Source organism: Nocardioides sp. NPDC127514 (assembly GCF_040302125.1).
Classification (GTDB): domain Bacteria; phylum Actinomycetota; class Actinomycetes; order Propionibacteriales; family Nocardioidaceae; genus Nocardioides.
In genome coordinates, this window is sequence record NZ_JBEORF010000015.1 from 39,794 (window position 1) to 63,174 (window position 23,381).

Genomic DNA, 23,381 nt, shown 5'->3' on the forward strand with positions numbered 1-23,381 from the left:
CCTTCGACGAGGAGGCCGAGCCGCATGAGCGCACCGCGCACCTCGAGCTGCAGACCAAGTGCACGCCAACTGCACACCCGGTTCATGGTCCGACGCCGCGATCCGCGGCTGACTGGAGTCATGCGACACATCCGCCCGAAGGGAGCCCGAGCTCATGTCTGAACTGCTCACCGCAGCCCTCGAGTACGCCGCCCGTGGCTGGCACGTCTTCCCGCTCCATCCCGACAGCAAGCGCCCGGCTCGACCGTCCCATCGCGCTGCCGACTGCGCCTCCGGCGGGTTCGGAGGTCAGGGCGGAACCGACCCGCACTGCCGCGACGGCCACACCGGCTGGGAGCAGCGCGCAACGATCGACACCGATCGGATCCGCCGCGCGTGGATGCGCACGCCATACGGCATTGGGATCGCCACCGGTCCGTCCGGCCTGGTCGTCGTCGACCTCGATGTCCACAAGGCCGGCAGTGAGATCCCCGAGCCCTGGAATCGGTTCGGGATCGCCAACGGCGGCGAGGTGCTCGACCACCTCGCCGGAGCCAACGGCGGCACCGTCACGCCGACGTTCGCCGTACGCACGGCGTCGGGCGGCCACCACCTCTACTACCGGGCTCCTGAAGACGTCCGGTACGGCAACACCGCCGGAAGCATCGGCTGGCTCATCGACACGCGTGCCTATGGCGGCTATGTGGTCGCTGCGGGCACGCAGATCAACCACCAGCCGTACGTGGTCATCGACGACCGGGCGCCGGCTGCGCTCCCGATGTTCCTGGTCGATCTCCTCGGCCGCGACCGCCGGCCATCGTCGACCACCGCCGTCGGCCTCGCCAGGTCGACGCGCACTCGTACCGCCGGATCCGGCGAGCCCGTGCAGAGCACCAACGCGTACGTCGAGGCCGTGCTCAAGAAGGAGCTCGCGACTCTCCATGCCGCACCCGAAGGCGGGCGCAACCTCGCCCTGTGGTGCTGCGCTGCGGCCGTCGGGAAGCTCGTCGTCCGCGGGCTGATGACTGAGCACGACGCGATGGACCGGCTCCTCGAGGCCGCCTCCGGGCACATCGCCGCCGACGCCTACTCCAGCTACCAGGCGGAAGCCACCATCCGCTCCGGCTTCCACCGCGCCGCCAGCCGTACGAGGAGCGCTGCATGACCACCGACCCAGCAACCGAGGCCGACGAAGAGCACCACCGCGGCCGTCTCTGGCGCCTGTCCGACGATGGCCGGCGACGCCTCAAGCTCGGCCTTAATCCCGAGACCATCCGCGTACTTACCAGAGCGCTGGACCAGGGCATCCTCGACGACACCTACGTCCACGACGGCACGCCCGTCGTCCTCGAGCGGATCTCCGGCACACTGCGAGCCGCAGCCGGCGACGAGGACGCCCCGATCCCGGTCCGCCCGTTCGAACTGCGCCCCGCACGGCTGGCCGGCCTGATCGCCGAGCAGGTCGACGCCTACCGCGTCCGCAAGATCAAGGACCGCGAGGAGACGTACGAAGAGGAAGTCATGCCCTCCAAGGCAGTCCTCGAGGCCGTGCTCGCCCGGAAGGACTGGCCCGGTCTCGCGCCACTGCACAAGGTCATCTCCACGCCAGTTCTTCGGCCCGACGGCACCTTGCTCCAGACACCGGGCTACGACGCCGCCACTGGCTACTACCTCGCCGGACGGATCGAGTACGGCGAGATCCCCGAGGACCCCACCGCGGCCGAGGTGGCCGAAGCTCGCGAGTTCCTGCTCAAGCGCTTCCTGCGCGACTTCCCCTGGGTCAGCCTCGCCGACCGAGCGAACTACCTCGCCCTGCTCGCAACGCCGATCCTCCGTCCGATGACCCGCGCGCTCTCGCCGTTCGGGGTCGTTGACGCGACCATGCCCGGCTCCGGGAAGACCATCCTCACCTCCTGCGTCGGCCTGATGGTGGGTCAAAGAGTGCTCACCTGGACCGACTCCGAAGAAGAGCTGCGCAAGTCGATCACCACCGTGCTCGGCGACCCGGCCGGGGTCGTGGTCTGGGACAACCTCGTCGAGGGATCCGTCATCGATTCCGCCGTCCTCGCGCGCCTGGTGACCGAACACATGTGGGCCGACCGCCGGCTCGGGACCAACTCCGCGTTCTCAGCCGAGAACGATCGGCTCTGGCTCGCCACCGGCAACAACCTCCGCACCGGCGGTGACATGGCCTCACGTTCCGTCTGGGTGCGTCTCGACCCCGACTGCCCCCACCCCGAGGAACGCACGGGGTTCTCCATCCCCAACCTCGATACCTGGATCCTCGACCCCGCCAACCAGGCTGTTGTCCTGCGGCATCTACTCATCCTGATCCTCGACTGGACCCGTGCCGGAGCACCGCGTGCGTACGACGTCCCGGCGATGCGGCAGTTCACCACCTGGGCGCAGACCCTCGGCGGGTTCCTCCGCCACCACGAGGTCACCGGCTTCCTCGACAACCTCAACGACGCCCGCGATCTCGACGACGACCACGCCGAATGGCGCGCCTTCCTCCTTCAGTGGAACCGCGTATACGGCGACCGCCACGTCGGCGGGGCTGAACTGCGCAGAAGCGCTGAACCAGAGCCTGGGATGCCCGACCGCTGGGACGGCACCTTCCCAACCACCAACAGCGGGAAGTCGCTCTCGGTCAAGAGCCTCGGCCGGCGCCTCACCGGACAGGCCGGCCGATGGCGCGGCGACATCGTCCTCCGCTGCGAGATCGACCCCGTCACCAACTGCAAGGCGTACTGGATCGAGCACGCGCCCAAACCCGAGGAATCTCCTCCGCTCGCCGCGACTCCGGAAACAAACCCGGAAACCCGGAAACCCGGCGAAGTGCCACCTGACCTGGGACTTCTGTCACCGGGTTTCGAGAACGGGAGAACGTCGTGAAATCCGGAAACCCGGAGATCACCGGGTTCACCGGGTATTGCTCTCGGCTCGGCCGCCACAAACCCGGAACCTCTCACCCCAGGTCAAAGCACGATTCACCGGGTTTCCGGCTTACCGGGTTACCTCGCGCCCTCCGCCTACACACCACTGGTCCAGCCGATCCGCATCACCACCGATAAGGAGCACCAAGCACATGTCTCGGCACCGCTCTCAGAGCACCTCAGCACACCTCACGGTGCGCGACTTCTGCAACGAGCTCGGGATCACTCGAGCGACGTTCTACAACTGGCGCGCGAAGGGCGTCGGCCCCCGCTGCATCAAGCTCCCCGGCGGCGAGATCCGCGTACGCCGCGTCGAGCTCGACAACTGGTTGGCCAACCTGGAGGACGACGCATCATGAGCACGAGCTACGACGTACGTATCTGGAACATCGAGACCCTCACCGGCAAGCGTGGCACGACCTACCGCGTCCGCTGGGTCGTGGGCAAGCAAGACCCGTTTCCGCGAACCTTCAGTACGAAGCGCCTTGCCGAGTCTTTCCGTTCCGACCTGATCTCAGCCGCCCGGAAAGGCGAGGCGTTCGACATCGCGTCTGGGCTGCCCCAGTCGATGATGCCGCGAGCAGCAAGCCCAGACTGGCTGACCTTCGCGATGAGCTACATCGACATCAAGTGGCCGGACTTCTCGCCGAACCACCGCAAGAGCACGGCTGACGGCCTGGTCACCATCACGTTGGCGATGGTGAAGGACGACGAAACACCGCCGAACGAGGCCGTCCTACGGAAGGCACTGAGGACGTGGGCATTCAACACGCGAGCCCGCGCCCAGAACCCCGAGCCGCCCGAGGAGTTTCAGGACGCGATCGCGTGGATCTCCAAGCGTGTCCGGCTCGTCGAGGACCTCGCCGACACCGCGACGACTCGCCAAGTGTTGCTGGCAATCTCGCTCAAGCTCGACGGTCGGCCGGCGGCCGCCAAGACGACCAACCGCAAGCGCGCCGCCCTGTCTAGTGCGATCGGCTACGCCGTGGAGCTCGGGCATCTCGATTCCAACCCACTCCAGCGAGTCAAGGTCAAGCGCGCCCGCGACGTCGAGGAGCTCGACACGCGTGTTGTTGTCAACCACCGCCAGGCGAAGCGGCTCCTCGCGGCAGTCCGAGCCTCCGACCCCGAGCTCGAGGCATTCATCGGGTGCATCTACTACGGTGCGATGCGTCCGGCTGAGGTGCGCGACTTGCGTCGCCAAGACCTCACGCTGCCAGAGACCGGCTGGGGCGAAGCACTACTCGCCGGCTCCTACCAAGACCCCGGCAAGGATTGGACCGACGACGGCGAGCTCGGCGAAGAGCGCGGCCTGAAACACCGCGCGCGCAAGTCCACCCGGTCGGTTCCTCTTCCTCCTCCGCTGGTGGAGATGTTGCGCCGGCATCTGGATGCGTACGAGACCGGCCCGGACGGCCGGCTCTTCGTCACGCGCGCGGGCAAGTGGGGCCACACCCTGCCTAAGTCCCTCTCGCGGCCGGTACCGCTCTCCGCCGTCGGTCGAGTGATGAAGAACGCTCGCGCCCAGGCGTTCACCGAGGACGAGCAGAAGTCGCCGCTGGCGCGTCGGGCGTACGACCTTCGGCATGCCGCCGTCTCGACCTGGCTCGCTGCCGGCACCCCTCCGCCCCTCGTGGCCAAGTGGGCGGGCCACAGCGTGTCGGTCCTGTTGACTGTGTACGCCCACGCCGTCGACGGCCAGGAGGAGGCCGCTCGCCAGCGGATCGAGCAGGCACTCACCGATGACGACGTTCCCGCGTAGTGCGTGTGTGGTATCCCAGGCCGTGCCGCTAGGATCTGCCCGGGCCGTTAGCTCAGTTGGTTAGAGCAGGGAACTCATAATTCTCCAGGCGCGGGTTCAAGTCCCGCACGGCCTACAGACTGATGCCCCACCTCCGTTCAGCCGGGCATACACTCAACTTCATAACGTTGATGGTCGCGGGGATCAGCACCCCGCTGACCGGCTAACAGCGGGTCAGCACTCCATTCCTCAGACCATGGCTACAGTCGCGCCATCATCCGAACCCGTTCGCGCGACTCGATGATGTTACGGATGCACTCATCGAACACGTCGACGTCACGCGTTGTGCTGAGGTACTCGATGATCGCGGCGACATAGTCCAACTCCTTTGTTACCGCGTCAGATAGATAAGCCCCTCGAAGTTTGGTCGCCCGATCGACGATGGTGAAGAACGACGCAGTGGCCGCGTCGAAGTTCTGCTGTCGTTCACGCTGTACCTCCGCAACCAACTCGCGCCGGTCATCCACGACAGTTCGGAGCCGATCCGTAGCCTCGATAATTTCGCCGACGCCATCGATAAAGGCGGCGAACTTGACGGCACCATTACCAATGCGATCGAAGACCGGCTCGATAGCCTGCATCTCAGTCAGTAGCGTTGCCGTCAGGTCCAATTGCTTACCCTCCTCGAGTACATCAAAGAACGCGAACTGGACGAGGTCCGCAAAAGGCTGGCAAAGTCGGATGGCGTGCATTTCGACCTCGTCATCTAAGACGTCGCTGAACCCCAAATCTGCGAGGCGGAGGCTTTCTTTAGAAACCCGGTTCGCGGCACCAGTGAGGATCCCGACTCCCTCAGCACAGTCATCGACGGAGACCGGTTCTCTGTGGAGGAGATTCATCGCATCAAGGACGCTCTCAACCTCAGTCGTACACAAGATAATGATGTCGGTACCCACATCCTCCAGCGCATCCTTGACCACGTTGAGAAACCCTATTAGCGCCTTGTTGAGTTTCGGGTGGCGCAGACGAACGTCGCCATCTTCATCAACTACGAAATGAGCTGGGCTTCCGTTTGCCTGATGTCCTGGGGAATCGAAAATGCGTTCCGCCGCAAAATTGCAAGGGGTCATGGAACCAACGAGGTCGTACTTGAACAGGGCTACTCCCACCTCGTTGGCGTACGCGATCGCCTTGGCCGAGAAGCCGGCGCCGCTGAAGAACAGTAGATCGAGATCATGGCTCAGACCGCGTGCCCCCACGAGACGTTGGACCGCCGGAGAGCCAACTTGAGACGCCTCCCACTTCACCTGGGCGATGGCGCGACGAGCACGGACGTCCACGCCGCCGTCGGCACCGCCACCGGTCACCTCGGCATCGCCGTAACCCCAAAAGCGCATCCACTCAGCAGCGTTCGCTTCGGCGGTCTGCCATGAATCTATCTGGCGAGAACTCGGGGTCATGGGAGCCGGCTTCGGGGCGGCCAACTCCTCGCTAGTTGCGGCGAGGACGGCAGGAGTTTGACTCCCAGGAGAGGCAGGTGCAGGTGGGGCCAAGATTCCCTGCTTTTGGGCATACGCCTTCGCTCTTCCCGCGACTCTGGCTGCCGCACCTGCCAACTTCGATCCAGCTTTCGGCGTCGGAGGAGTACGCGGAGGCGCCATCGGAACCCAGTCGCTGCCGGTGAAGACGTGTCCATTGACCAAGTCACCGGGACGCCAGTGTCCCTCGCTTGCGCCGCGGGGCCGCAGAAGCACCCAGCTGCCATCAATCAGGATGTGCCCGTTGGCGATATCCCCGTTGTTCCACATGCCAAGCAAAGTAGACCACGCTGAGGGCTTTTGTAAGGAGAATCCGCAGCACCCAGCCTTCGACGACGGACCTGTCCCGGGTCGAGCCTGCTGACGCGAGCACGTTCCACGAACTCAAGGGGCTGATTGTGACGCCGCCATCTCCGGCTGTGTTTGCGTACGAGGGACGTCACAGCAAGCACCAGGGGACCCGGAACACCAGGTCAGCGCACTGCAACCAGAGGACTCATAATCCTTGGGTCGCGGGTTCGAGCCCCGCACGGCCTACCAACGATCGGTGCGCTGGACCTCGTGCATGAGCTCGATCTTGCGGAAGCCGAACTGCCTGTTGATGCGCTGCATCACGTCGTTGGACGGGTCGGTCCAGGTATGGATGCTGGTGCGTTCGGGGTGGTCGCGCTGGACAGCGGCGAGGGTGGCGACCTTGAGGGCGAGGCCCAGCTTGTGGCCGCGGTGGGCGGACTTGACGAAGGTGTCGTCCTGGATGGCCTCGTCGCTGCCGTGGGCGAGGAAGATGACGGAGTAGCCGACGAGCTCGCCGGTGAGGATCTCGCGGGCGGCGGCGGTGATGCGGTCGTAGGAGCGGGCGGTGCTCTTCTCGGCCGAGCGGATGCGGTCGGCGGTGTGGGCGACCAGGTCCTCGTGGGACTTGCCCGGCATCTCCTTGCCCATCTGGTTGCGCAGGCCGACGAACTGGGCCAGCAGGTCCTCGGGGGTGCGGTCCTCCCACATCAGGATCTCGTAGCCGAGCACGTTGAAGGGCTTGTGCGGCAGCGGGAGGTCGGCGGCGAGGTGGTCCTCGCGGCGTACGGACTTGAAGCCGAGCGCTCGCGCGAAGGCCAGGGACGACTTCGGGGGGATGGTCACCTCGGCGGTCGTCAGGGTGCGGCCGCTGGTGCGGCGTACGTCATCGGCGGCTCGCCACAGCTCGGTGCCGACTCCGCGCCAGCGGTGCACGGGGAGGACGTGGATCCCGAGCTCGACGACGTGGCTCCGCTCCTCCTCCGGGAGGTCGAGCTCGGCGATGCCGATCGTCTCGCCCTGCTCCTTCGCGGCGAGGAGTACGCGGCGGCCGTGGTCGTGCGGGGTGCGCACGGAGTTCGCGAGCGCCTCGAAGGTGCGATGCGACGCGTAGGGTCGATCGAAGGCCATCGATGCCGCCTCCACGGCGTACCAAGCCTTCAGAGCGGTGTCATCGTGGACGTCGACGGGGGCGATCACAGACACGGGCACTATCTAACCGTGTCGGGCAAGGTCGTGGGAACTGAGGTCCCCCACCAAGCGTTGACACGTCATCTGTTCGGACCGGATCCGGCTCAGACGGGCCCGGGCTCGGTCTCCGGGTCGTCGGGGTCGGGGTCCGGAGGACCTGGCGTGTTGGTCGGTGTCGGGGTCGGCGTCGGCGTCGGCGTCGGGGTGGGTGTCGGCGTAGGAGTCGGCGTCGGCGTCTGAGACGGCGAAGGCGTGTTCGACGGCTTCGGCTCCTCGGTCGGCTCGGGATCCGGGCTCGGCGGAACGTACGGCGCGTGACCTTCCTCAGGGGCGTCGCCGTCGAGCCAGGCCGGCGGGGGGAACTCCTCGTAGTCGAGCTCGTCGGTCAACGGGCCCATGATCTCGACCCAGGTGTCGGCCGGGTAGTCGGCGCCGAAGTAGGTGTCGAGCCAGCCGTCGAGGGCGCCGCTGCCCTTGCCGCGGCTGTAGGAGACGGCGGTCGCAAGTTGCGGGGTATAACCGACGAACCAGGCCGAGGAGACCTCGTCCTTGTCGTTGGTCGCTGTGCCGGTCTTGCCCGCAGCAGGCTGTACGACCGCGCTGGCTGCCTGACCGGTACCGCTGGAGACGACCTGCTGGAGCGAGTAGGAGGTGTCGTTCGCGACGTCCTCGCTCATCGCCCGCTTGCCCCTCGCGGTGTCATCGCGCTCGTAGAGGACCGTGCCGTCGGCGTCGACCACCTTGGAGACGACGTGGACGTCGTTATGTACGCCGCCGTTGGCGATCGTGGCGTAGGCGTTGGCCATGTTGATCGGGCTGGTTCGGTTCTTGCCGAGGGTGAGCAGGAAGTCCTCGGGACCGAAGTCGCCGGTGGTCATCGGGATGCCGGGGCGGGCCGGGTCAGCCTTCGCCGGCGGGATGCCGGCCGCGAGCGCCATGTCGTAGACGTCCTCGCTGCCGTTGGGCAACGAGTCGGACATCTCGACGAAGGCCGTGTTGACCGAGTCCTCCATGGCCTGGAGGCTGCTGATGCTGGACCCGTAGCTGTGACCGCTCGGGTTGGCGGCGTCCTGGCCCGAGTTGCGGATCGGGTGGCCAGGAAGGACGTCGAACTCCTTGGGTGAGTTGCCGTCCCAGCTGTCCTTGAGCGAGTAGCCCGCCTTCAGGGCCGCGGCCATCGTGAACGCCTTCATCGTCGAGCCCGCCATCGAACCTGTCGCCGCCCAGTTGGTCTGCGACTCCAAGTAGTCCTGGCCGCCGTAGAAGCCACGCAGCGCACCGGTCTTCACATCGATGGTCGCCGCGCCGACGTGGAGCTCGTCGTCCTTCTTGTTCTCGTCCTCGATGAACGCCTTCTTGTCCTCAGGACGTACGTCGTTGACCGCCTCCTCGACGGTCCTCATCGTCTTCTTGGTCAGCGTGGTGGTGATCCGCAGCCCGCCGCCGTTGATCTCGTCCTCGGTGACCAGCGGGTTGCCCTGCTCGTCCTTGAGCTTGAGGAGCTCGTCGCGGACCAGCTTGAGCGCGTGACCCTTCTGTCCGCCGTAGCGGCTGTCGGAGCGCGGCTTCTTGAACTTCGGCAGCGACTCCTTGGCCTTCTCCCCCTCGGCGGCGTCGACCATGTCCATCTTGACCATCGAGTTGATGACGTAGCGGTAGCGGCCCTCGAGCTCGGCGACCGACTCCTCGCCGTTGCTCGGGTCGAGGTCGTTGGGGTCGTTGAGGATCGCGGCGAGTGCGGCGGCCTCCTGGAGGGTGAGCTTCGCGGCCGGCTTGTCGAAGTAGGCGTTCGACGCGGCCTCGACGCCGTAGGCGCCACGGCCGAAGTAGATGGTGTTGAGGTAGCCGGCGAGGATGTCCTCCTTGGACTTCTGCCGGCTGATCTTCAGCGAGATGACCGCTTCCTTCACCTTGCGGGAGTAGGTGCGCTCCTGGGTGAGGTAGAGGTTCTTGACGTACTGCTGAGTGATCGTCGAGGCGCCGGACTGGGTGCCGCCGGTGTTGTTGTTGACCACCGCGCGCAGGATGCCCTTGATGTCGATGCCGCTGTTGGTCCAGAAGGTGCGGTCCTCCGCGGCGACCGCGGCGTCCTTCATCAGCTGCGGGATCTCGTCGTACGGCAGCGAGTCGCGGTCCTGGGAGTCGGCGATGTAGCGCCCGAGCTCGTCCTTGCCGCCGCGGTAGTAGACGAAGGAGGTCTCCTTCTCGTACGCGGCGTTGGCGTTGGGGATCGGGATGGCGTTGTAGGCCACGATCACACCCAGAGTGCCGATCAGCGCGCCCACCAGGATCACGACGAAGAAGCCCTTCAGGACCTTCTTTCCCCGCTTCTTCTTCGGCGTCGGCGTGGGTGTGTAAGGCGGATTGCCCTGCCAGCTCAAGTTGTCCCCTCCCGCGGTCACAAACGTTCCTAGAGTACGGCGGGCTCCCAGGCCCGACGCGATCGTCGGCTCCGTGTCCAGGACGTTTCAGCGGGGTCTCAGGTTGCCTCTGAGCGGGCGACGGGCCTCTGCCCTGGGCCGGCGATGCCGTGTCTGCCCAGGTCAGAGGCCCGTTGCGGGAACACTCAGACCAGGAAGTAGAAGGTGCTGTAGTGGTCGGGAGTGAAGTACACATCACCCGTTGTGGTGTCGACCACGAGCCGGTAGGACTGACGCTGCGCACCGCATTCACGCGGGGTCACGTCGAACTCGAGGTAGGAGTGGCCCGAGGGCAGCTCGCCCTCGTAGTTGTTGTAGGTGCCGCCGGAGAAGTTGCAGGTGCCGGTCGGCGGCCAGTCGTGCCAGCCACGGTTGGACGGGTAGCCCAGCGAGGCCCAGACCTCGTTGGAGTCGAGGGCCTCGGCACAGCCCTTGTGGGTGCAGCTCTCGATCCAGTCGGCCTGGGCGGCAGGGGCCAGCGCGACGCTCCCACCGAGCAGGCTGGTGGTGGCGACGAGACCTGCGAGGAGCAGCTTGATCATCGTGAGCACGGAGCGGTTCTTCCCGGACATGAATCCTCCAGTGTGTGCGTTACGGACGGTTGGTAATTCTGCTACCTGGCACGTCCGGATGGGGGCTCCGAAGGTCACGAACCGGTGAACTCTGGGGTGTGAGCGCGTCGTCAGACGATGCCCGCCTCGCGGGCCACGATCGCCGCCTGGACCCGGGAAGCGACCCCGAGCTTCGCCAGGACACGGGAGACGTGGGTCTTCGTGGTGGCCTCGGAGATCACCAGCCGCTGGGCGATCTCGGCGTTGGACAGGCCCTGTCCCAGGGCGGCGAGCACGTCCCTCTCCCGGGGTGTGAGATCTGTGGGAAGGGACGTGTCGGACGGCCCCGCCGGGGCCGATCGGTCCGGCGCTCCGGCGAGCTCGGCGAGCACCCGGCGGGTCACCTCCGGGGCGACCACGCCGTCGCCGGCGGCGACGTGCCGGACCGCGTCGACCAGGTCGGTCGCCTCCGCCGACTTGAGCAGGAAGCCGGCCGCGCCGGCGCGGAGGGCACCGAAGACGTACTCGTCCAGGTCGAAGGTGGTGAGCACGAGTACGTCGGCGAGCCCCTCCTCCACGACCTGGCGGGTCGCGGTCACACCGTCGGTGCCGGGCATGCGTACGTCCATCAGCACGACGTCGGGGCGCAGAGCCCGCGCGTTGGCGACCGCGGTCGCGCCGTCGGCGGCCTCCCCCACCACCTCGATGTCGCCGGCAGTGGCCAGCAGCATGCGCAGGCCGGCACGGATGGCGGCGTGGTCGTCGGCGAGCAGGACCCTGATCATGCGCTCGCCCCCGGCAGCGGCAGGATCGCTCGGACCCGCCAGCCGGTGCCGTCGGGGCCGGCCTCGAAGGTTCCACCGAGGGCTTCGGCTCGTTCGCGCATCGACACCAGTCCGGTGCCGGTGCCGGCCTCGGCCGCAGGCTCCTTCGCGGCGCCGGCATCGGTCACCTCGATAGCGAGGGCGTCGCCGAGGATCAGGCGAAGACGAGTGGTGCCGCCGCCGTGCTTGAGCACGTTGGTCAGGGACTCGCGCACGATCCGGTAGACGGCGTGGTCGACCGCGACCGGCAGCGCGAGGTCGGCGCCGTCGAGAAGCCCATCTGGGTCGTCGACCAGCAACGGCAGACCGGCCAGTCGCGCCTGGTCGAGGACGGGGCCGAGGTTGGCGGCACGGGAGGCGGCGGTGAGGTCCTCGGCGTCACCGGAGTCACCGTCGGAGCTCAGGACCCGGATCATCGCGCGCATGTCATCGAGCGAGGCCAGGCTCTCGGCCCGCACCGACCGCAGCGCTGCTCGATCCCGTTCCGGGTCTTGCTCGCCGGCCAGCGCCGCACCCGAGGTCAGCGCGATGGCGGACAGGTGGGACGCGACGACGTCGTGCAGGTCCCGGGCCACCGCGGAGCGCTCGGCCCGGACCGCATCGTGCCGCTCGGCATCGGCCAGGCGCAGCAGCGCGGCGCTGCGCTCCCGCTCGAGCCGGGCCCGGTCATCGGCGGCATCGGCGAGCTCGCTGCCCTGACGTATGTTGCTGCCCCACCACATCGGGGTGACGATGATCGCGAAGAGGGTGAGCGCGAGCACAACGGGGGTGCGTGGGTCGGAGGTGGCCACGGCGGAGGCGACGACCGATGCTGCGATGGCCGCCGCGACGGCGACGGTGGCGATGCGTCGCGCCAACGGCGACCCGTGCAGCTGGCCGGCGAAGAGCGCGTCCCAGAGCACCACCACCATCGCGATGCTGCCCCCGAGCAGCAGGTCTGCCCCGAAGCAGAGGGCGACCACGGTCTGCACCGCGAGCGGACGGCGCCGCTTGAGCACGAGCGCCCCGGCCGCGAGGGCGAGCGGGACGAGATGCCACCACGTCGGCACGGTGTCCAGGTCGATGCCGAACGGGTGCACGCCGCGTACGCCTCCGACCTGCCCGAGGCCGTGCAGCGCGAGACCGGCAACGAGCACGACCACGGCGTCGAGCCAGGCCAGCCGGCGGTCCGCGGCGCGCAGGCTCGTGCCACCGCCGAGAAGCGCCGCGGGCAGCTGCTGCAGCAGGGTCGGGCGGTCCACGACACCATCTCAGCACGTACGCCGCCTCCCTGGGGTCATCCGAAGGATGTATCCCTGGGCGGAAGGATCAGCGGTTCGGCCGACGCGCGCGAGGCCGGGCACACGCGAGCCTCGGGGCATGGACATCGACCTCGGCCCACTCACCGGCGACCTGGGCGGCACCGCGACGTACGTCGCACTGGCGGTGCTGGCGCTGATCGACTCGACCAGCTTCGGCACGCTGCTGATCCCGGTGTGGCTGCTGATGGCGCCGGGAAGGGTGCGGCCCGGGCGGATCCTGGTCTACCTGGGCGCGATCGCCGGGTTCTACGCGCTGCTCGGCATCGCGATCCTGCTGGGTGGCACGGCCGTGGCCGACGCGCTCACCGGGCTGAGCGACTCGCGCCCGTTCCTGTGGGGACAGCTGCTCGTGGGCGTCGGCCTGTTCGCGTGGAGCTTCAAGCTGGACCCGCCCGGTTCGGCGAAGGAACGGACCGAGGCGCCGGAACCGCCGCGCCGCCTGCTCCGCTGGCGCGAGCGGGCGGTCGCCTCGGAGTCGGGCTCGGCCTCGGCGCTCGCCGCGCTGGCGGTGCTCGCCGGGCTGGTCGAGGCCGCCTCGATGCTCCCCTACCTCGCCGCGATCGGAGTGATCGGGACCCAGGGGCCGGACTGGCCGGTGTCGGGACTGTGGGGCTCGGCTACTGCGCCGTGATGATCGCTCCGGCGCTCCTGCTCACCGCCGCGCGCGTCTTCGCCGCTCCCCTGGTGGCCAGACCGCTGGCCGTCCTCGACGGCTGGCTGGCCAAGCATGCCGCCAGCGCGACGGCATGGGCAGTGGGCATCGTCGGGTTCCTGCTCGCCCGGGCCGCGCTCGGGCCGCTCTTCGGCTGAGCCTCACTCCCAGCCGCAGTAGCCGGGCAGGAAGTCGTAGAGGGCGGTCTTCTGCACCTTGCTGAGCGGGAGGAAGTAGCTGGCGCCGTCGGGGACGTCGGGGCCGCCGACGTGGACCCGGAAGAGGCTGCCGACCTTGTCGTCGGCCAGGGCATGCGGGTCGCACCGAGCGGGGAGGATCCGCAGCTCCAGCGTAGTCGGGTCTCCCGTCATCGGAAGCGGGGTCGCTCGCGGCCAGGTCGGCGTCTCGGCCGCGAGCTGGAAGAGCACCGTGCCCTCCCAGCCGTCGAAGGTGACCTCCGGGCGAGCCTCGGTCGGGGCGAACGTGACCGGGAGGATGAAGACGCTCTGCTTGCCCTCACCCTCGACCCGGGGCTCGCCGACGGTGATGTCGGCGGCCTCGGTCAGGCTGCCCTCGGCGCAGTCGCGATCGAGGAGACGGTCGACGTTGGCGTACCTGTCCTCGGCCGTGCCGGTGCTGGTGCGCCACTCCTCCTCGTCGCCGGTCTGACGCCAGGTGATGGTCACGTCGGCGTCGCCGCCCTCGCCGCACTTCCCGCGGGGCATGTCGAAGTCGAAGTCCATCTCGGGGTCGACCGGTTCCGAGCCCGTCCATCGGGCCCGGAACCGGTCGCTGCTCACCTCGACGCGCGAGACCTCGATCGAGGTGCGGGTGTCGTTGACGAGGCGTACGAACGCCTCACCGGTGTTGCGCTGGAGCCGGGTCTGGTCGAGGTAGGCCGTGAGCCCGTCGGGCCAGGCCGTCTCGCGCGGCTCGGTCGTGCCGCATGCGGCCAGGGTCGACCCGGCCAGGAGACCCGCGGCGAGCACGGCGATTCGGCGCACTGCCGCAGGTTAGCGGAGTCATGGACCCTGGTCACGCTCCTTTCGTGACGGTCCAGGCGCCGGAGCCGATCCGGTAGGAGGTGACGCCGTTCTCGGTACCCAGGCGCTCCGGGGTCGCGCTGCCGGGACCGGTGGCCAGGTAGGAGCCTTCGGGGAGGCGTACGACGGCGGTGACGTTGACCGGGATGGTGGCGCGGAGGGTGAGGCGGTCGACGGTGCGGGTCCAGGCGGAGGCGACGCGGCCACGCTGGGTGGCCACGGAGCCCTTGGCGTGGGTCAGGCCGGTGGCCGGCACGGTGAGCTCGACCTCGGCGGCGCCCGGGGCGGTGGTGCGGATGCCGAGCACCGACTCGGTGACGTCGACGATGCCGCGCGAGCCCCAGCCGTGGGAGGCGCTGTTGGCCGAGCCGCTCAGCTCCCAGGCCTCGGGAGTGAAGGTGCCTCCGTCGGCGAGCCACCCAGCCCAGCCGTAGTCGTCCTCGTTGGTCAGCAGGTTCAGGACGCTCTCGCCGGCACCGGCCTCGGCGAGGGCCTCGAGCAGCACGTGAGCGGTCATCGGGCCCTGCTTCATCCCCTGGGAGGCGATCTGCTCACCGAGCGCGGGGACGTCCTGCTGCGGTGCGACGCCGAAGGCGATGGCGTACGAGGTCGCGTGCTGGCCGGCGTGGGCGGACTGGGTGCCGTCGGCGAGCAGGCCGTCGACGTAGGTCCCATCGGCCTTGCGCAGCGTCTGGTTCATCCGCGTCGCGAGGGCGTCGGCGTCCGAGCGGAGCGCTGCGACCTCGGCGTCGGGGCGGTCCAGCTCCTCGCCGATCAACGCGACCTTGCGGAGCACGTCGACGCCGAGGGCGTTGACCGTGGTCCTGGCGGCGGTGGTCATGTCGTAGCCGAAGCGACCGTGGGCCGGCCAGTCGACGATGCCGTAGAGATACTGGCCGGAGCCGCCGGAGAGGTTGGTGACCAGACCCTGGGTCGGGCCGCTGGTGGCGATGTGGCGGCGGATGTAGCCGGCGGTGGCGGTGAGGTTGTCGTACGCGTCCTCGAGGACGGCCTTGTCGCCGGTCTCGAGGTAGTAGCGCCAGATCCAGTCGGGGACGACCTCGGTGAAGTCGGGGATGTCACGCTTGCCGTCGCCGTTGGGGTAGACCGCGTTGTAGCGGCCGGCGTCGTTGCCGGTCCTCCAGTAGCGCTCCTGGCTGAGCAGGAACTCCCGGATCGCCTGGCGGGAGGCGACGCGCTCGCGCTGGGCGGACATCAGGCCGATCGAGATGTTGGCGGTGTCGTGCAGGAACTGGCCCTGCTCACGCGTCGGGGTGTCGACGAAGGTCTCCTGGACCGAGTAGCGCAGCGAGCGGTCCATCAGGTCCCACACGTCATCGAGGGTCGCGTCGGAGCTCTCGAAGCTGGCGGCGCCGTCCTCGTCGTACGCGGTGTGCACGACGGTGGCGGTCACGTCCTCGGCGGTGATCTCCTCCCCCGCGCCCGGGATCTCGAGGTAGCGGAAGCCCAGGTGGCCGACCGCCTGGTAGTCCTGCTCGCCCGCAGCCTGGGTGTAGGGGAAGGACATGTTGGTGCTCTGCGTCGAGAGACCGGTGGTCGAGACCCGGCCGGTGTCGGCGAGCTCGTAGCCGGCCCGGATCGGGACCTGTCGCCCGGCCACTCCGTCCTCGAAGTGCACGCCGGGTCGGGCCGGGATGATCGTGCCGAAGTCGGCGACCGGGGTGCCGTCGGCGGCTTCGAGGATGCGCTCGGGGTGGACGACGGTCTCCTCGAGCCGGGTCTGCTGGCCCTCCAAGTGGGTGAACGGCGCCACCGGGTGCGCGCCGACGACCACGGCACCGGACCACTGGGAGTCGTCGTAGCCCGGCGCTGTCCAGTCGCCGATCTGCTGGGCTGCCTGGCCGTCGAGGTGCTCGATCCACAGACCCTCACCGTTGCGGGTGCCGACGGTGACGTACGGGCCGCGGCGGACCTTCCAGGAGCCGTCAGTGACGATCGTGGTCGTCTCGCCGTCGGCGTAGGTCAGCTCGAGCTTCAGGAGTACGCCGGGGATGCCCGCGGCGCGACCCTGGCCACCGCTGAACCAGTGCAGCTTGACGCCGAGGGCGAGGGTCTCGCCGGGCGTGACCAGGTCGGTGACGTCCGCGGCCTGGTAGTAGCCCTCGCTCGGGTAGCCGAAGTTGCTCATCCGGTCGGCCTGCTCGCCGCCGAGATAGAGCTCGGCGGTGTGGCTGGCGGCCAGGTAGCTGCGGGCGCGGACGATCTTGCCGTCCGGGACCTCGACCTCGGTACGGGCCAGGGTCCACTCGTCGCGCTCCTGGGCGGGGTTGTCCGCAGTGCCCGGTGGTCTCCTGATCCAGCTCGCGCCGGCCCAGTCGCCGTCGCCGATCCCGGTCTCGAAGGCGGCCCTCGCCGACCACCGCGACGGGAGCCTGCCGCGGTCCCAGGTCATGACCCGCCAGGTGTAGCGGCTGCCGGACTCGAGGGTCTCGCCGGCGTAGTCCACGTAGGACTGCTGCGCGGAGGTGACCTTGCGGGAGTCCCAGACGATCTCGCCGGCGGCGTCGCGTACCTCGATCTTGTAGGCGCTCTGCACCTCGTTGGCGTCGCTGTCCTGGGGCAGCCAGCCGAACCGTGGGGTCAGATCGGTGTTGAGCGGGCGGGCGACGTCGTCGACGGTCAGGCCGCCGGGTGCGGCGGGCGCGGTGTTGGCGGACGCGGCACCGGTCGGTGTCACGGCCGCCGCGAGGCTGGTGACGACCAGGGCGCTGGTGACGATCGCGGCCAGGCGGAGCTTCATGGGGTCCTCCGAGCGAGTTGGTACGTTGCTGTGCCCGGTTCTGGGCACAGCCTTCAGGTTCAGCAGACGGCGCGAAGCCGCTCGACTTCCGGGCTCTCACCCGAGCTCGTGCTGATGACATGGCATCCGGAGGGCACGTCCTGGATCACCAGATAGGAGCCCTCACGCGTCGCGGGCACCGGCTGCCCGTCGAGGAACACCTGCTCCCCGGACGGCGCCGGCACGAGAACCTCGGCCCGAGAGTTGCCCGGAACGCTCACGCCGACGTCGATGCCGCGGTCGGTCGTGGCGTACGCCGCGCCGATGCGTCCGCGGAGGGTGGGCAGGGTGACGTGTGCCCACGGGACCCCGGCGGGCTGGGGCCGGACACGGAACTCCTCGTAGCCGGGCACCAGGGGCTCGATGCCGAACATGCCCTGGGGCACGTTGTAGGCCGGCGATGCCGCCCAGGGATGCGACCAGGTCATGTTGGGCTTCAGCGAGGTGTCCCAGGCCTCGGCGGTGGCACCGGCTCCCTTCGCGATCATGTTGAGCCAGCTGCGGAGCCCCGTGCTCGTCAGCAGCTGGTGCGCGACGTCTCCGCGGTCACCGTCGTAGAGGGCTTCGAGGACGAAGGCGGCACAGTAGACGCTGCAGGCCATGCCGCGGGTGCCGATGTAGTCCGCGGCGCGTTGCGCGACCTCGCCCTGGGCGAGCCCGAACGCCGTGGCGAAGACGCTGGCCTGGATCGCCCAGTGCTGGATCGGGGTGCCGTCGGCGTCGAGGCCGTCTCGGTAGGCACCCTTGGCCGGGTCCCACAACCGGTCGTTGGCCGCGTTCCGGAGGCGGTCGGCGATGGCGGTGTAGGTGGCCGCGTCGTCGTCATGGCCCAGCGCCGTCGCGATCTCCGCCATGTCGCGGAACGACCGGTGTCCGATCGCGTTGATGACGGTGTTGTAGGGACGGAAGACGTAGCCGTCGCGCTCGGATGCCGGCCAGTCGACGATGTCGCAGTCGGTGCACGAGTTGGAGCCGGTGGATCCGGTGTTCTTGCGGATGAGTCCCGTGGACGGCTCCACCCACTTGAGTGGCAGCTTCTCCTGCAGGGCGCTGTAGTTGCGAGCCAGGGCCTCGGTGTCGCCGGTCTGCTGCCAGGAGTCGTGGAAGGCCAAGATCGTGTACATCGGCCACTCGGTCGGCCACGTCCTGCGGGTGAGCAGGTACTCCAGGGAGTAGTTGCCCAGGGTCGGGTCGCTGGAGACGAAGAAGTTGGCCATCATCTGCAGGTAGCTGTCGGCCTCGTAGGCCCCGCGCTCGCGGCTCCAGGAGTCGACGTAGAGGTCGTGGTTGGTGGCCTCGATCGTGTTGCGCGACAGCGCCCACACGCGGTCGAGGTCGCCATCGGCGGAGCCGAAGATCGCCTCGTCGGTGTCGAAGGGATAGACCTGCGCCAGGGCCGGGAAGTCGGCGGCGCCCAGGCCGGAGGGAGCCCCGATGACCTCGGCGTAGCGGAAGACCCGCATCCCCCAGGTCTCCAGGTGCTGCTCACCGGCCCGCAGCGTCCACCTGTCCTGGTAGGTGTTGCCGGTCCGCATGGCGTACCGCACCGTCTGGGGCGCGGACAGCTCTTCGCCGAACCGGAGGTCGAGCACCTGTCCCGCGGTGCCGTCGATGTCCAGGGAGAGACCGCCGATCCACGTCCGGCCGTAGTCGATGAAGTAGTGGCCGGGCGCCTTCTCCACCACGCTGACCGGCGCCCTCAGCTGCTGCTCCACCTTCGCCGTGGGGGCCGCACGAAGGTCACCGAAGGCCGGACGTACCGCGGCGTCGCTCCAGCCGGAGTCGTCGAAGCCCGGCTCGGCGAAGCCGTCAGGCCAGTGGGCCGACTGCAGGTTCTCCTTCGGTGCCGAGAAGAACGAGGTCCCGATGCTGCCGGCGGAGGGGAAGACGAGGCCACCGGAGCGGCTCCGCCACTGCGGACCGCTCACGATCGCGTCACGGGTGCCGTCGGCGTACTCCACGACGAGCCGTCCGAGGAAGCGCCGGTCGCTGCTGGTCCAACCGAGCACCCCGATCGCGTTCTCGGCTCCCGGCCGCAGTGCGGCGGTCACGTCGAAGCCGTCGTATCGAGCCTCGCCGCGGATCGGCTGCGTCGGTCCGAGACCGACGAACTCGCCGTTGAGCCAGGCCTTGTAGACGTACTGCCGGCCCGGCGCGGTCGAGGATGCGGTCGCATAGAGCGTGGCGGTCGCGATCGGCTTGTCGGGCAGCGTGAACTCGTGCCGGAGGAAGGCCCAGTCCTGCGACTCGACTCCGTAGACGCAGTTGGCGTTCGTGCCGATCTCGAGCCAGCCGCCCACCGCGGCGCCGCAGGCGAAGTCACTGCCGGCGGAGAAGTCGTTGGCGTAGAGGACCTCGCCCGACGCGGAGGTGACGCTCAGGTCGTCCCACCGGTTGCGCTCGGAACCGCCGGTGCGGAAGCCGACCGAGCCGGCGGCGAAGTCGGTGAGGGTGCGGGTGTCGACGAGGGTGTCGTCGAGCCACGTGCGGATGGTGGTTCCCTCTGCCTGGATGCGCAGCCGGTAGGAGGTGTCCCGGACGAGGGGCTCGGGCAGCGGCACCGAGTCGAGCTGGGTGAAGGTCCCGCCCACGCGCTTATGGGGAGCGAAGGTGTTCACCCCGTCGCCGCGGAACTGCCACATGTAGTAGTTGCTGGCGTCCGCGGCCCGGAAGGCGATGGTGGCGTTCTGGGACGTGATCCGGAAGGTGGTGTCGATCGTGACGTCGCCCCAGGAGATCGTCCGGGCCGGGGCGAGCCAGATCGGCTGGGCCTCGCCCCACTCCTGACCGGGACCGGTGGTGAAGGTGGCGACGCTCGACCAGTCCGAGCGCTTTCCGCGCCCGTCCCACGTGCGGACCCGCCACCGGTAGGTCTGCTCGGGCTCGAGCGCCGGACCGTCGTAGGGCACGTTGGTGCTCGCCGAGGACGTGACGCGACCGGAGTCCCAGACGCCGGCGGCTCCGATGCCCTCGGTGATCCGGGCCACCTGTACGCGGTAGGCGCTCTGCTCGGCGAAGGGAACATGCCAGGCCAGCAGCGGCGAGCTGAGGTTCTCCACGTCGCGCGGCGAGGGCAGCTGCGAGACGGTCAGGTGGGTGGCCGCCGCGCCTTCGACGGCGACGGCCGGGACTGGTGCCGCGACGACGAGGACACTGATCACGATCGCGGCCAGGCGGAGCTTCATGGGGGGTCCTCCGGATCGGGATTGATACGTTTCAGAGCACTCCGAAGACTATGACCACCGTCACACGATCGGGAAGGGTCGTGGCCGGATCCGGTCACCGTCTGCCGGCGACCACCAGGACGTGGAGGGTGCGAGGGCCGTGGACGCCTTCGACGCGGTCGAGCTCGATGTCGCTGGTGGCCGACGGGCCGCTGATCCACGTCTGCGGACGGGCGGGGTCCAGGACGCCGATGGCATCGGGGACGTCGGGGACCACCTGGTCCTCGCGGACGACGCAGATGTGGGTGTCGGGGACCAGCGAGATGGCTCGGCGGCCCTGGTCGGCGGCGTGGTCGAGGACGATCGTGCCGGTCTCGGCGATGCCGACCCGGGCCTCGGTGACGACCGCTGCGATCCGGTCCAGCTCCGCGGCGGTGAGGGTGCCGTCGTCGACGATCGCGCCGGGGACCTGGACCGACAGCCCGGGCGGGACGACCACCCCGCCGGCTGGGAGCGCAGCGGCGATGCGGTCCTCGAGCTCCTCGGCTCCGCAGCGCTCGACCACGGCGCGGTAGTCGGCCACGCGTTCGGCGAAGAGGTCGACGACCGCCGGGGTCGCGACCGGCGCGAGGTCCCGAGTGGCGCCGGCCTCGGCGAGGTCGATCGTCGAGCCGGCCAGCGCCTCGCGGACCCTGGCGAGGATCTCGGTGCGTGCGTCAGTCATCGCTGCCATCTCCCGTTCGGCCGTTGTCGGTGCGGCCGCCATCCGTGCGCAGCCACCAGGCCCGGAAGCTCTCCCCCGGCGCGTCGGGCAGATCTCGCGCGCCGATCCAGGCGGCGGGTCCGAAGCGGCGCGCGAAGCGCATGCCGAGACCGGTGAAGCGCTCGACGGCAGCGAGGCGGCGCGAGCGCCCCAGGACGTACGCCGCACCCTTCATCGCCACGGCCTCGGGCTTGGGTACGCCACCTCGGTGGGCGTCGACCACCTGGGCGCGCTGGTCGACCAGGACGGAGGGGATGTCGATGCGTACCGGACAGACCTCGAAGCAGGCGCCGCACAGCGAGGAGGCGTAGGGCAGCGAGTCGGTCTGGTCGTCGTGGCCGACGCCCTTGAGCAGCGGGTTGAGGATGGCGCCGATGGGACCCGGGTAGACCGAGCCGTACGCATGGCCGCCGGTGCGCTCGTAGACCGGGCAGACGTTGAGGCACGCCGAGCAGCGGATGCAGCGCAGCGCCTGCCGACCGACCTCGTCGGCCAGGGCGCGGGTGCGGCCGTTGTCGAGGAGCACCACGTGCACCTCCTGCGGGCCGTCGCCGGGGGTGATCCCGCTCCACGTCGAGGTGTAGGGGTTCATCCGCTCGCCGGTCGAGGATCTCGGCAGGAGCCTGAGCATCGGGTCGAGGTCCTCCCAGCGGGAGACGACCTTCTCGATGCCGACGACGGAGACCAGCACGTCGGGCAGGGTCAGGCACATCCGGCCGTTGCCCTCCGACTCCACGACGACGAGGGTGCCGGTCTCGGCGACCGCGAAGTTGGCACCGGAGATCCCGACCTTCGCACGCAGGAACTTCTCGCGCAGGTGCTCCCGCGCGGCGGCGGCGAGGACAGCCGGCTCGTCGGTGAGGTCTACGGGTGCCGGACGGCCGGCGGCTCCCATCTTCGACCGGAAGATCTCGCGGATCTCGGCCCTGTTGCGGTGGATCGCCGGCACCAGGATGTGGCTCGGCAGGTCCTCGCCGAGCTGCACGATCAGCTCGGCCAGGTCGGTCTCCCAGGCCGCGATGCCCTCCTCGGCGAGCGCCTCGTTGAGCCCGATCTCCTGGGTCACCATCGACTTGACCTTCACGACCTCCTCGGCATGGTGCGCCTTGGCGATCGCAGCGACGATCGCGTTGGCCTCGGCGGCGTCGCGGGCCCAGTGGACGGTGGCGCCGTTGGCGGTGAGGGTCTCCTCGAGGCGTACGAGCTGGGTGTCGAGGTCGAGCAGCGCGCGCTCCTTGACCGCGGCACCGGCCAGGCGCAGCTCCTCCCAGTCCTCGACCTCGGCGACGACCTTCGCCCGCTTGGCGCGGATCGTGCCGGTCGCGTGGGCGAGATTATGGCGCAGCTGGGAGTCGGCGAGGGCCTCGCGCGCGGCCTCCGGGAAGGCCGGCATGCCGACGAACGTGCCGCTCATCGGGCCACTCCTTCTGCGGGGCTCGACTCGGTCGAGGCGAGGATCTCGGCGAGATGGACGGTACGTACGCCCGAACGCTGCCGGGAGAGCACGCCACCGATGTGGGTCAGGCAGGAGTTGTCGCCGGCGACCACGATCTCGGCGCCTGTCTCGCGGATGTGGCGGGCCTTGTCGGCGCCCATCGCGATCGAGGTGTCGGCGTTCTTGACCGCGAAGGTGCCGCCGAAGCCGCAGCACTGGTCGGCGCCGGGCAGGTCGACCAGCCTGATCCCCCGCACCGCCTCCAGCAGCCGTCGCGGCCGGTCCCCCACGCCCAGCATCCGCAGCGAGTGGCAGGTCGCGTGGTAGGTCACCCGGTGCGGGTAGTAGGCGCCCACGTCGGTCACGCCGAGCACGTCGACGAGGAACTCGGAGAGCTCATAGACCTTCGGGGCGACCTCCGCGACGGCTCGCTCGAGGCCGGGGTCGCCGGAGCGGCGGGCCACGATCGAGTGCTGGTGCCGGGCCGATCCCGCGCACGACCCGGACGGCGTCACGACGGCGTCGTAGCCGGCGAAGGCGTCCACGAACGTACGCACCACCGGGACCGCCTCGTCCAGGTAGCCGGTGTTGACCATCGGCTGTCCGCAGCAGGTCTGCGCCTGCGGGAAGTCGACCTCGACGCCGAGCCGGCGCAGGAGGCGTACGACGGCCTGACCTGTGCTCGGGTAGAGCGCGTCGTTGATGCACGTGACCATCAGCGCGACTCGCATCCGGCGGCCTCCTTCGTCTCT

The 23,381-nt window shown here is 69.1% G+C and carries 18 protein-coding genes and 1 tRNA gene; 7 read left to right on the top strand and 12 right to left on the bottom strand.

All coding sequences use genetic code 11. The annotated features are described in order from the left end of the window. The first annotated feature begins 154 nt into the window (after positions 1 to 154). From ABTX24_RS13520 to ABTX24_RS13540, 5 genes are all read left to right on the top strand, one after another. On the top strand, positions 155 to 1,144 hold the full coding sequence (locus tag ABTX24_RS13520; protein WP_350840253.1) for a bifunctional DNA primase/polymerase: 990 nt from the start codon (positions 155 to 157) through the stop codon (positions 1,142 to 1,144). After that, positions 1,141 to 2,874, top strand: a complete 1,734-nt coding sequence (locus ABTX24_RS13525; protein WP_350840255.1) for a hypothetical protein — start codon at positions 1,141 to 1,143, stop codon at positions 2,872 to 2,874. The genes ABTX24_RS13520 and ABTX24_RS13525 overlap by 4 nt, the downstream gene beginning before the upstream one ends. A 193-nt stretch (positions 2,875 to 3,067) precedes the next feature. Further along, positions 3,068 to 3,274: a helix-turn-helix transcriptional regulator gene (locus tag ABTX24_RS13530; RefSeq protein WP_350840257.1), complete on the top strand. Its 207-nt coding sequence runs from the start codon at positions 3,068 to 3,070 to the stop codon at positions 3,272 to 3,274. Continuing rightward, positions 3,271 to 4,677 carry a tyrosine-type recombinase/integrase gene (locus ABTX24_RS13535; protein WP_350840259.1) on the top strand — a complete coding sequence of 469 codons (1,407 nt, stop codon included), beginning with the start codon at positions 3,271 to 3,273 and terminating at the stop codon, positions 4,675 to 4,677. Before ABTX24_RS13530 ends, ABTX24_RS13535 begins: the two co-directional genes overlap by 4 nt. A 41-nt stretch (positions 4,678 to 4,718) precedes the next feature. Then, positions 4,719 to 4,792: transfer RNA gene (locus ABTX24_RS13540), tRNA-Ile, on the top strand. A gap of 124 nt (positions 4,793 to 4,916) precedes the next feature. Here ABTX24_RS13540 and ABTX24_RS13545 read toward each other — a convergent pair. The 6 genes from ABTX24_RS13545 to ABTX24_RS13570 all read right to left on the bottom strand — a co-directional run bounded on the left by ABTX24_RS13545 (position 4,917) and on the right by ABTX24_RS13570 (position 12,712). Next, on the bottom strand, positions 4,917 to 6,464 hold the full coding sequence (locus tag ABTX24_RS13545; RefSeq protein ID WP_350840261.1) for a restriction endonuclease: 1,548 nt from the start codon (positions 6,462 to 6,464) through the stop codon (positions 4,917 to 4,919). A gap of 264 nt (positions 6,465 to 6,728) precedes the next feature. Then, entirely contained in the window at positions 6,729 to 7,691 is a 963-nt protein-coding gene (locus tag ABTX24_RS13550; protein WP_160028512.1) for a GNAT family N-acetyltransferase, read from the bottom strand. Positions 7,692 to 7,780: 89 nt separating this feature from the next. Beyond that, on the bottom strand, positions 7,781 to 10,057 hold the full coding sequence (locus tag ABTX24_RS13555; protein ID WP_350840263.1) for a transglycosylase domain-containing protein: 2,277 nt from the start codon (positions 10,055 to 10,057) through the stop codon (positions 7,781 to 7,783). Between the two features lie 185 nt (positions 10,058 to 10,242). Further along, positions 10,243 to 10,668, bottom strand: a complete 426-nt coding sequence (locus ABTX24_RS13560) for a ribonuclease domain-containing protein (RefSeq protein ID WP_160028510.1) — start codon at positions 10,666 to 10,668, stop codon at positions 10,243 to 10,245. 110 nt (positions 10,669 to 10,778) lie between these two features. After that, positions 10,779 to 11,432 (bottom strand): response regulator, encoded by a 654-nt coding sequence (locus ABTX24_RS13565; protein ID WP_350840265.1) that lies wholly within the window; start codon positions 11,430 to 11,432, stop codon positions 10,779 to 10,781. Beyond that, positions 11,429 to 12,712: a sensor histidine kinase gene (locus ABTX24_RS13570; RefSeq protein WP_350840267.1), complete on the bottom strand. Its 1,284-nt coding sequence runs from the start codon at positions 12,710 to 12,712 to the stop codon at positions 11,429 to 11,431. The genes ABTX24_RS13565 and ABTX24_RS13570 overlap by 4 nt, the downstream gene beginning before the upstream one ends. A gap of 118 nt (positions 12,713 to 12,830) precedes the next feature. On the opposite strand from ABTX24_RS13570, the gene ABTX24_RS13575 reads away from it, so the two are divergent. Together ABTX24_RS13575 and ABTX24_RS13580 are read left to right on the top strand one after the other, a co-directional pair. Next, a complete protein-coding gene (locus tag ABTX24_RS13575) occupies positions 12,831 to 13,403 on the top strand; it encodes a GAP family protein (protein ID WP_350840269.1) in 573 nt (190 codons plus the stop codon). Next, on the top strand, positions 13,403 to 13,582 hold the full coding sequence (locus tag ABTX24_RS13580; protein WP_350840271.1) for a hypothetical protein: 180 nt from the start codon (positions 13,403 to 13,405) through the stop codon (positions 13,580 to 13,582). Before ABTX24_RS13575 ends, ABTX24_RS13580 begins: the two co-directional genes overlap by 1 nt. Positions 13,583 to 13,585: 3 nt before the next feature. On the opposite strand, the gene ABTX24_RS13585 is transcribed toward ABTX24_RS13580, so the two are convergent. The 6 genes from ABTX24_RS13585 to ABTX24_RS13610 form a co-directional block, all read right to left on the bottom strand. After that, positions 13,586 to 14,428 (bottom strand): hypothetical protein, encoded by an 843-nt coding sequence (locus ABTX24_RS13585; protein ID WP_350840273.1) that lies wholly within the window; start codon positions 14,426 to 14,428, stop codon positions 13,586 to 13,588. Between the two features lie 31 nt (positions 14,429 to 14,459). Then, positions 14,460 to 17,228, bottom strand: coding sequence for a family 78 glycoside hydrolase catalytic domain (locus ABTX24_RS13590; RefSeq protein WP_350840275.1), 2,769 nt, complete (start codon positions 17,226 to 17,228; stop codon positions 14,460 to 14,462). Positions 17,229 to 17,287: 59 nt separating this feature from the next. Then, entirely contained in the window at positions 17,288 to 20,452 is a 3,165-nt protein-coding gene (locus ABTX24_RS13595) for a family 78 glycoside hydrolase catalytic domain (protein WP_350840277.1), read from the bottom strand. A 94-nt stretch (positions 20,453 to 20,546) separates the two neighbouring features. Further along, the gene (locus ABTX24_RS13600; RefSeq protein WP_350840279.1) at positions 20,547 to 21,155 is read right to left on the bottom strand and encodes a LutC/YkgG family protein; all 609 of its coding nucleotides are present in this window, start codon (positions 21,153 to 21,155) and stop codon (positions 20,547 to 20,549) included. Next, positions 21,148 to 22,608, bottom strand: coding sequence for a lactate utilization protein B (locus tag ABTX24_RS13605; RefSeq protein ID WP_350840281.1), 1,461 nt, complete (start codon positions 22,606 to 22,608; stop codon positions 21,148 to 21,150). The genes ABTX24_RS13600 and ABTX24_RS13605 overlap by 8 nt, the downstream gene beginning before the upstream one ends. After that, positions 22,605 to 23,360: a (Fe-S)-binding protein gene (locus ABTX24_RS13610; protein WP_350840283.1), complete on the bottom strand. Its 756-nt coding sequence runs from the start codon at positions 23,358 to 23,360 to the stop codon at positions 22,605 to 22,607. Before ABTX24_RS13610 ends, ABTX24_RS13605 begins: the two co-directional genes overlap by 4 nt. Positions 23,361 to 23,381 lie beyond the last annotated feature (21 nt).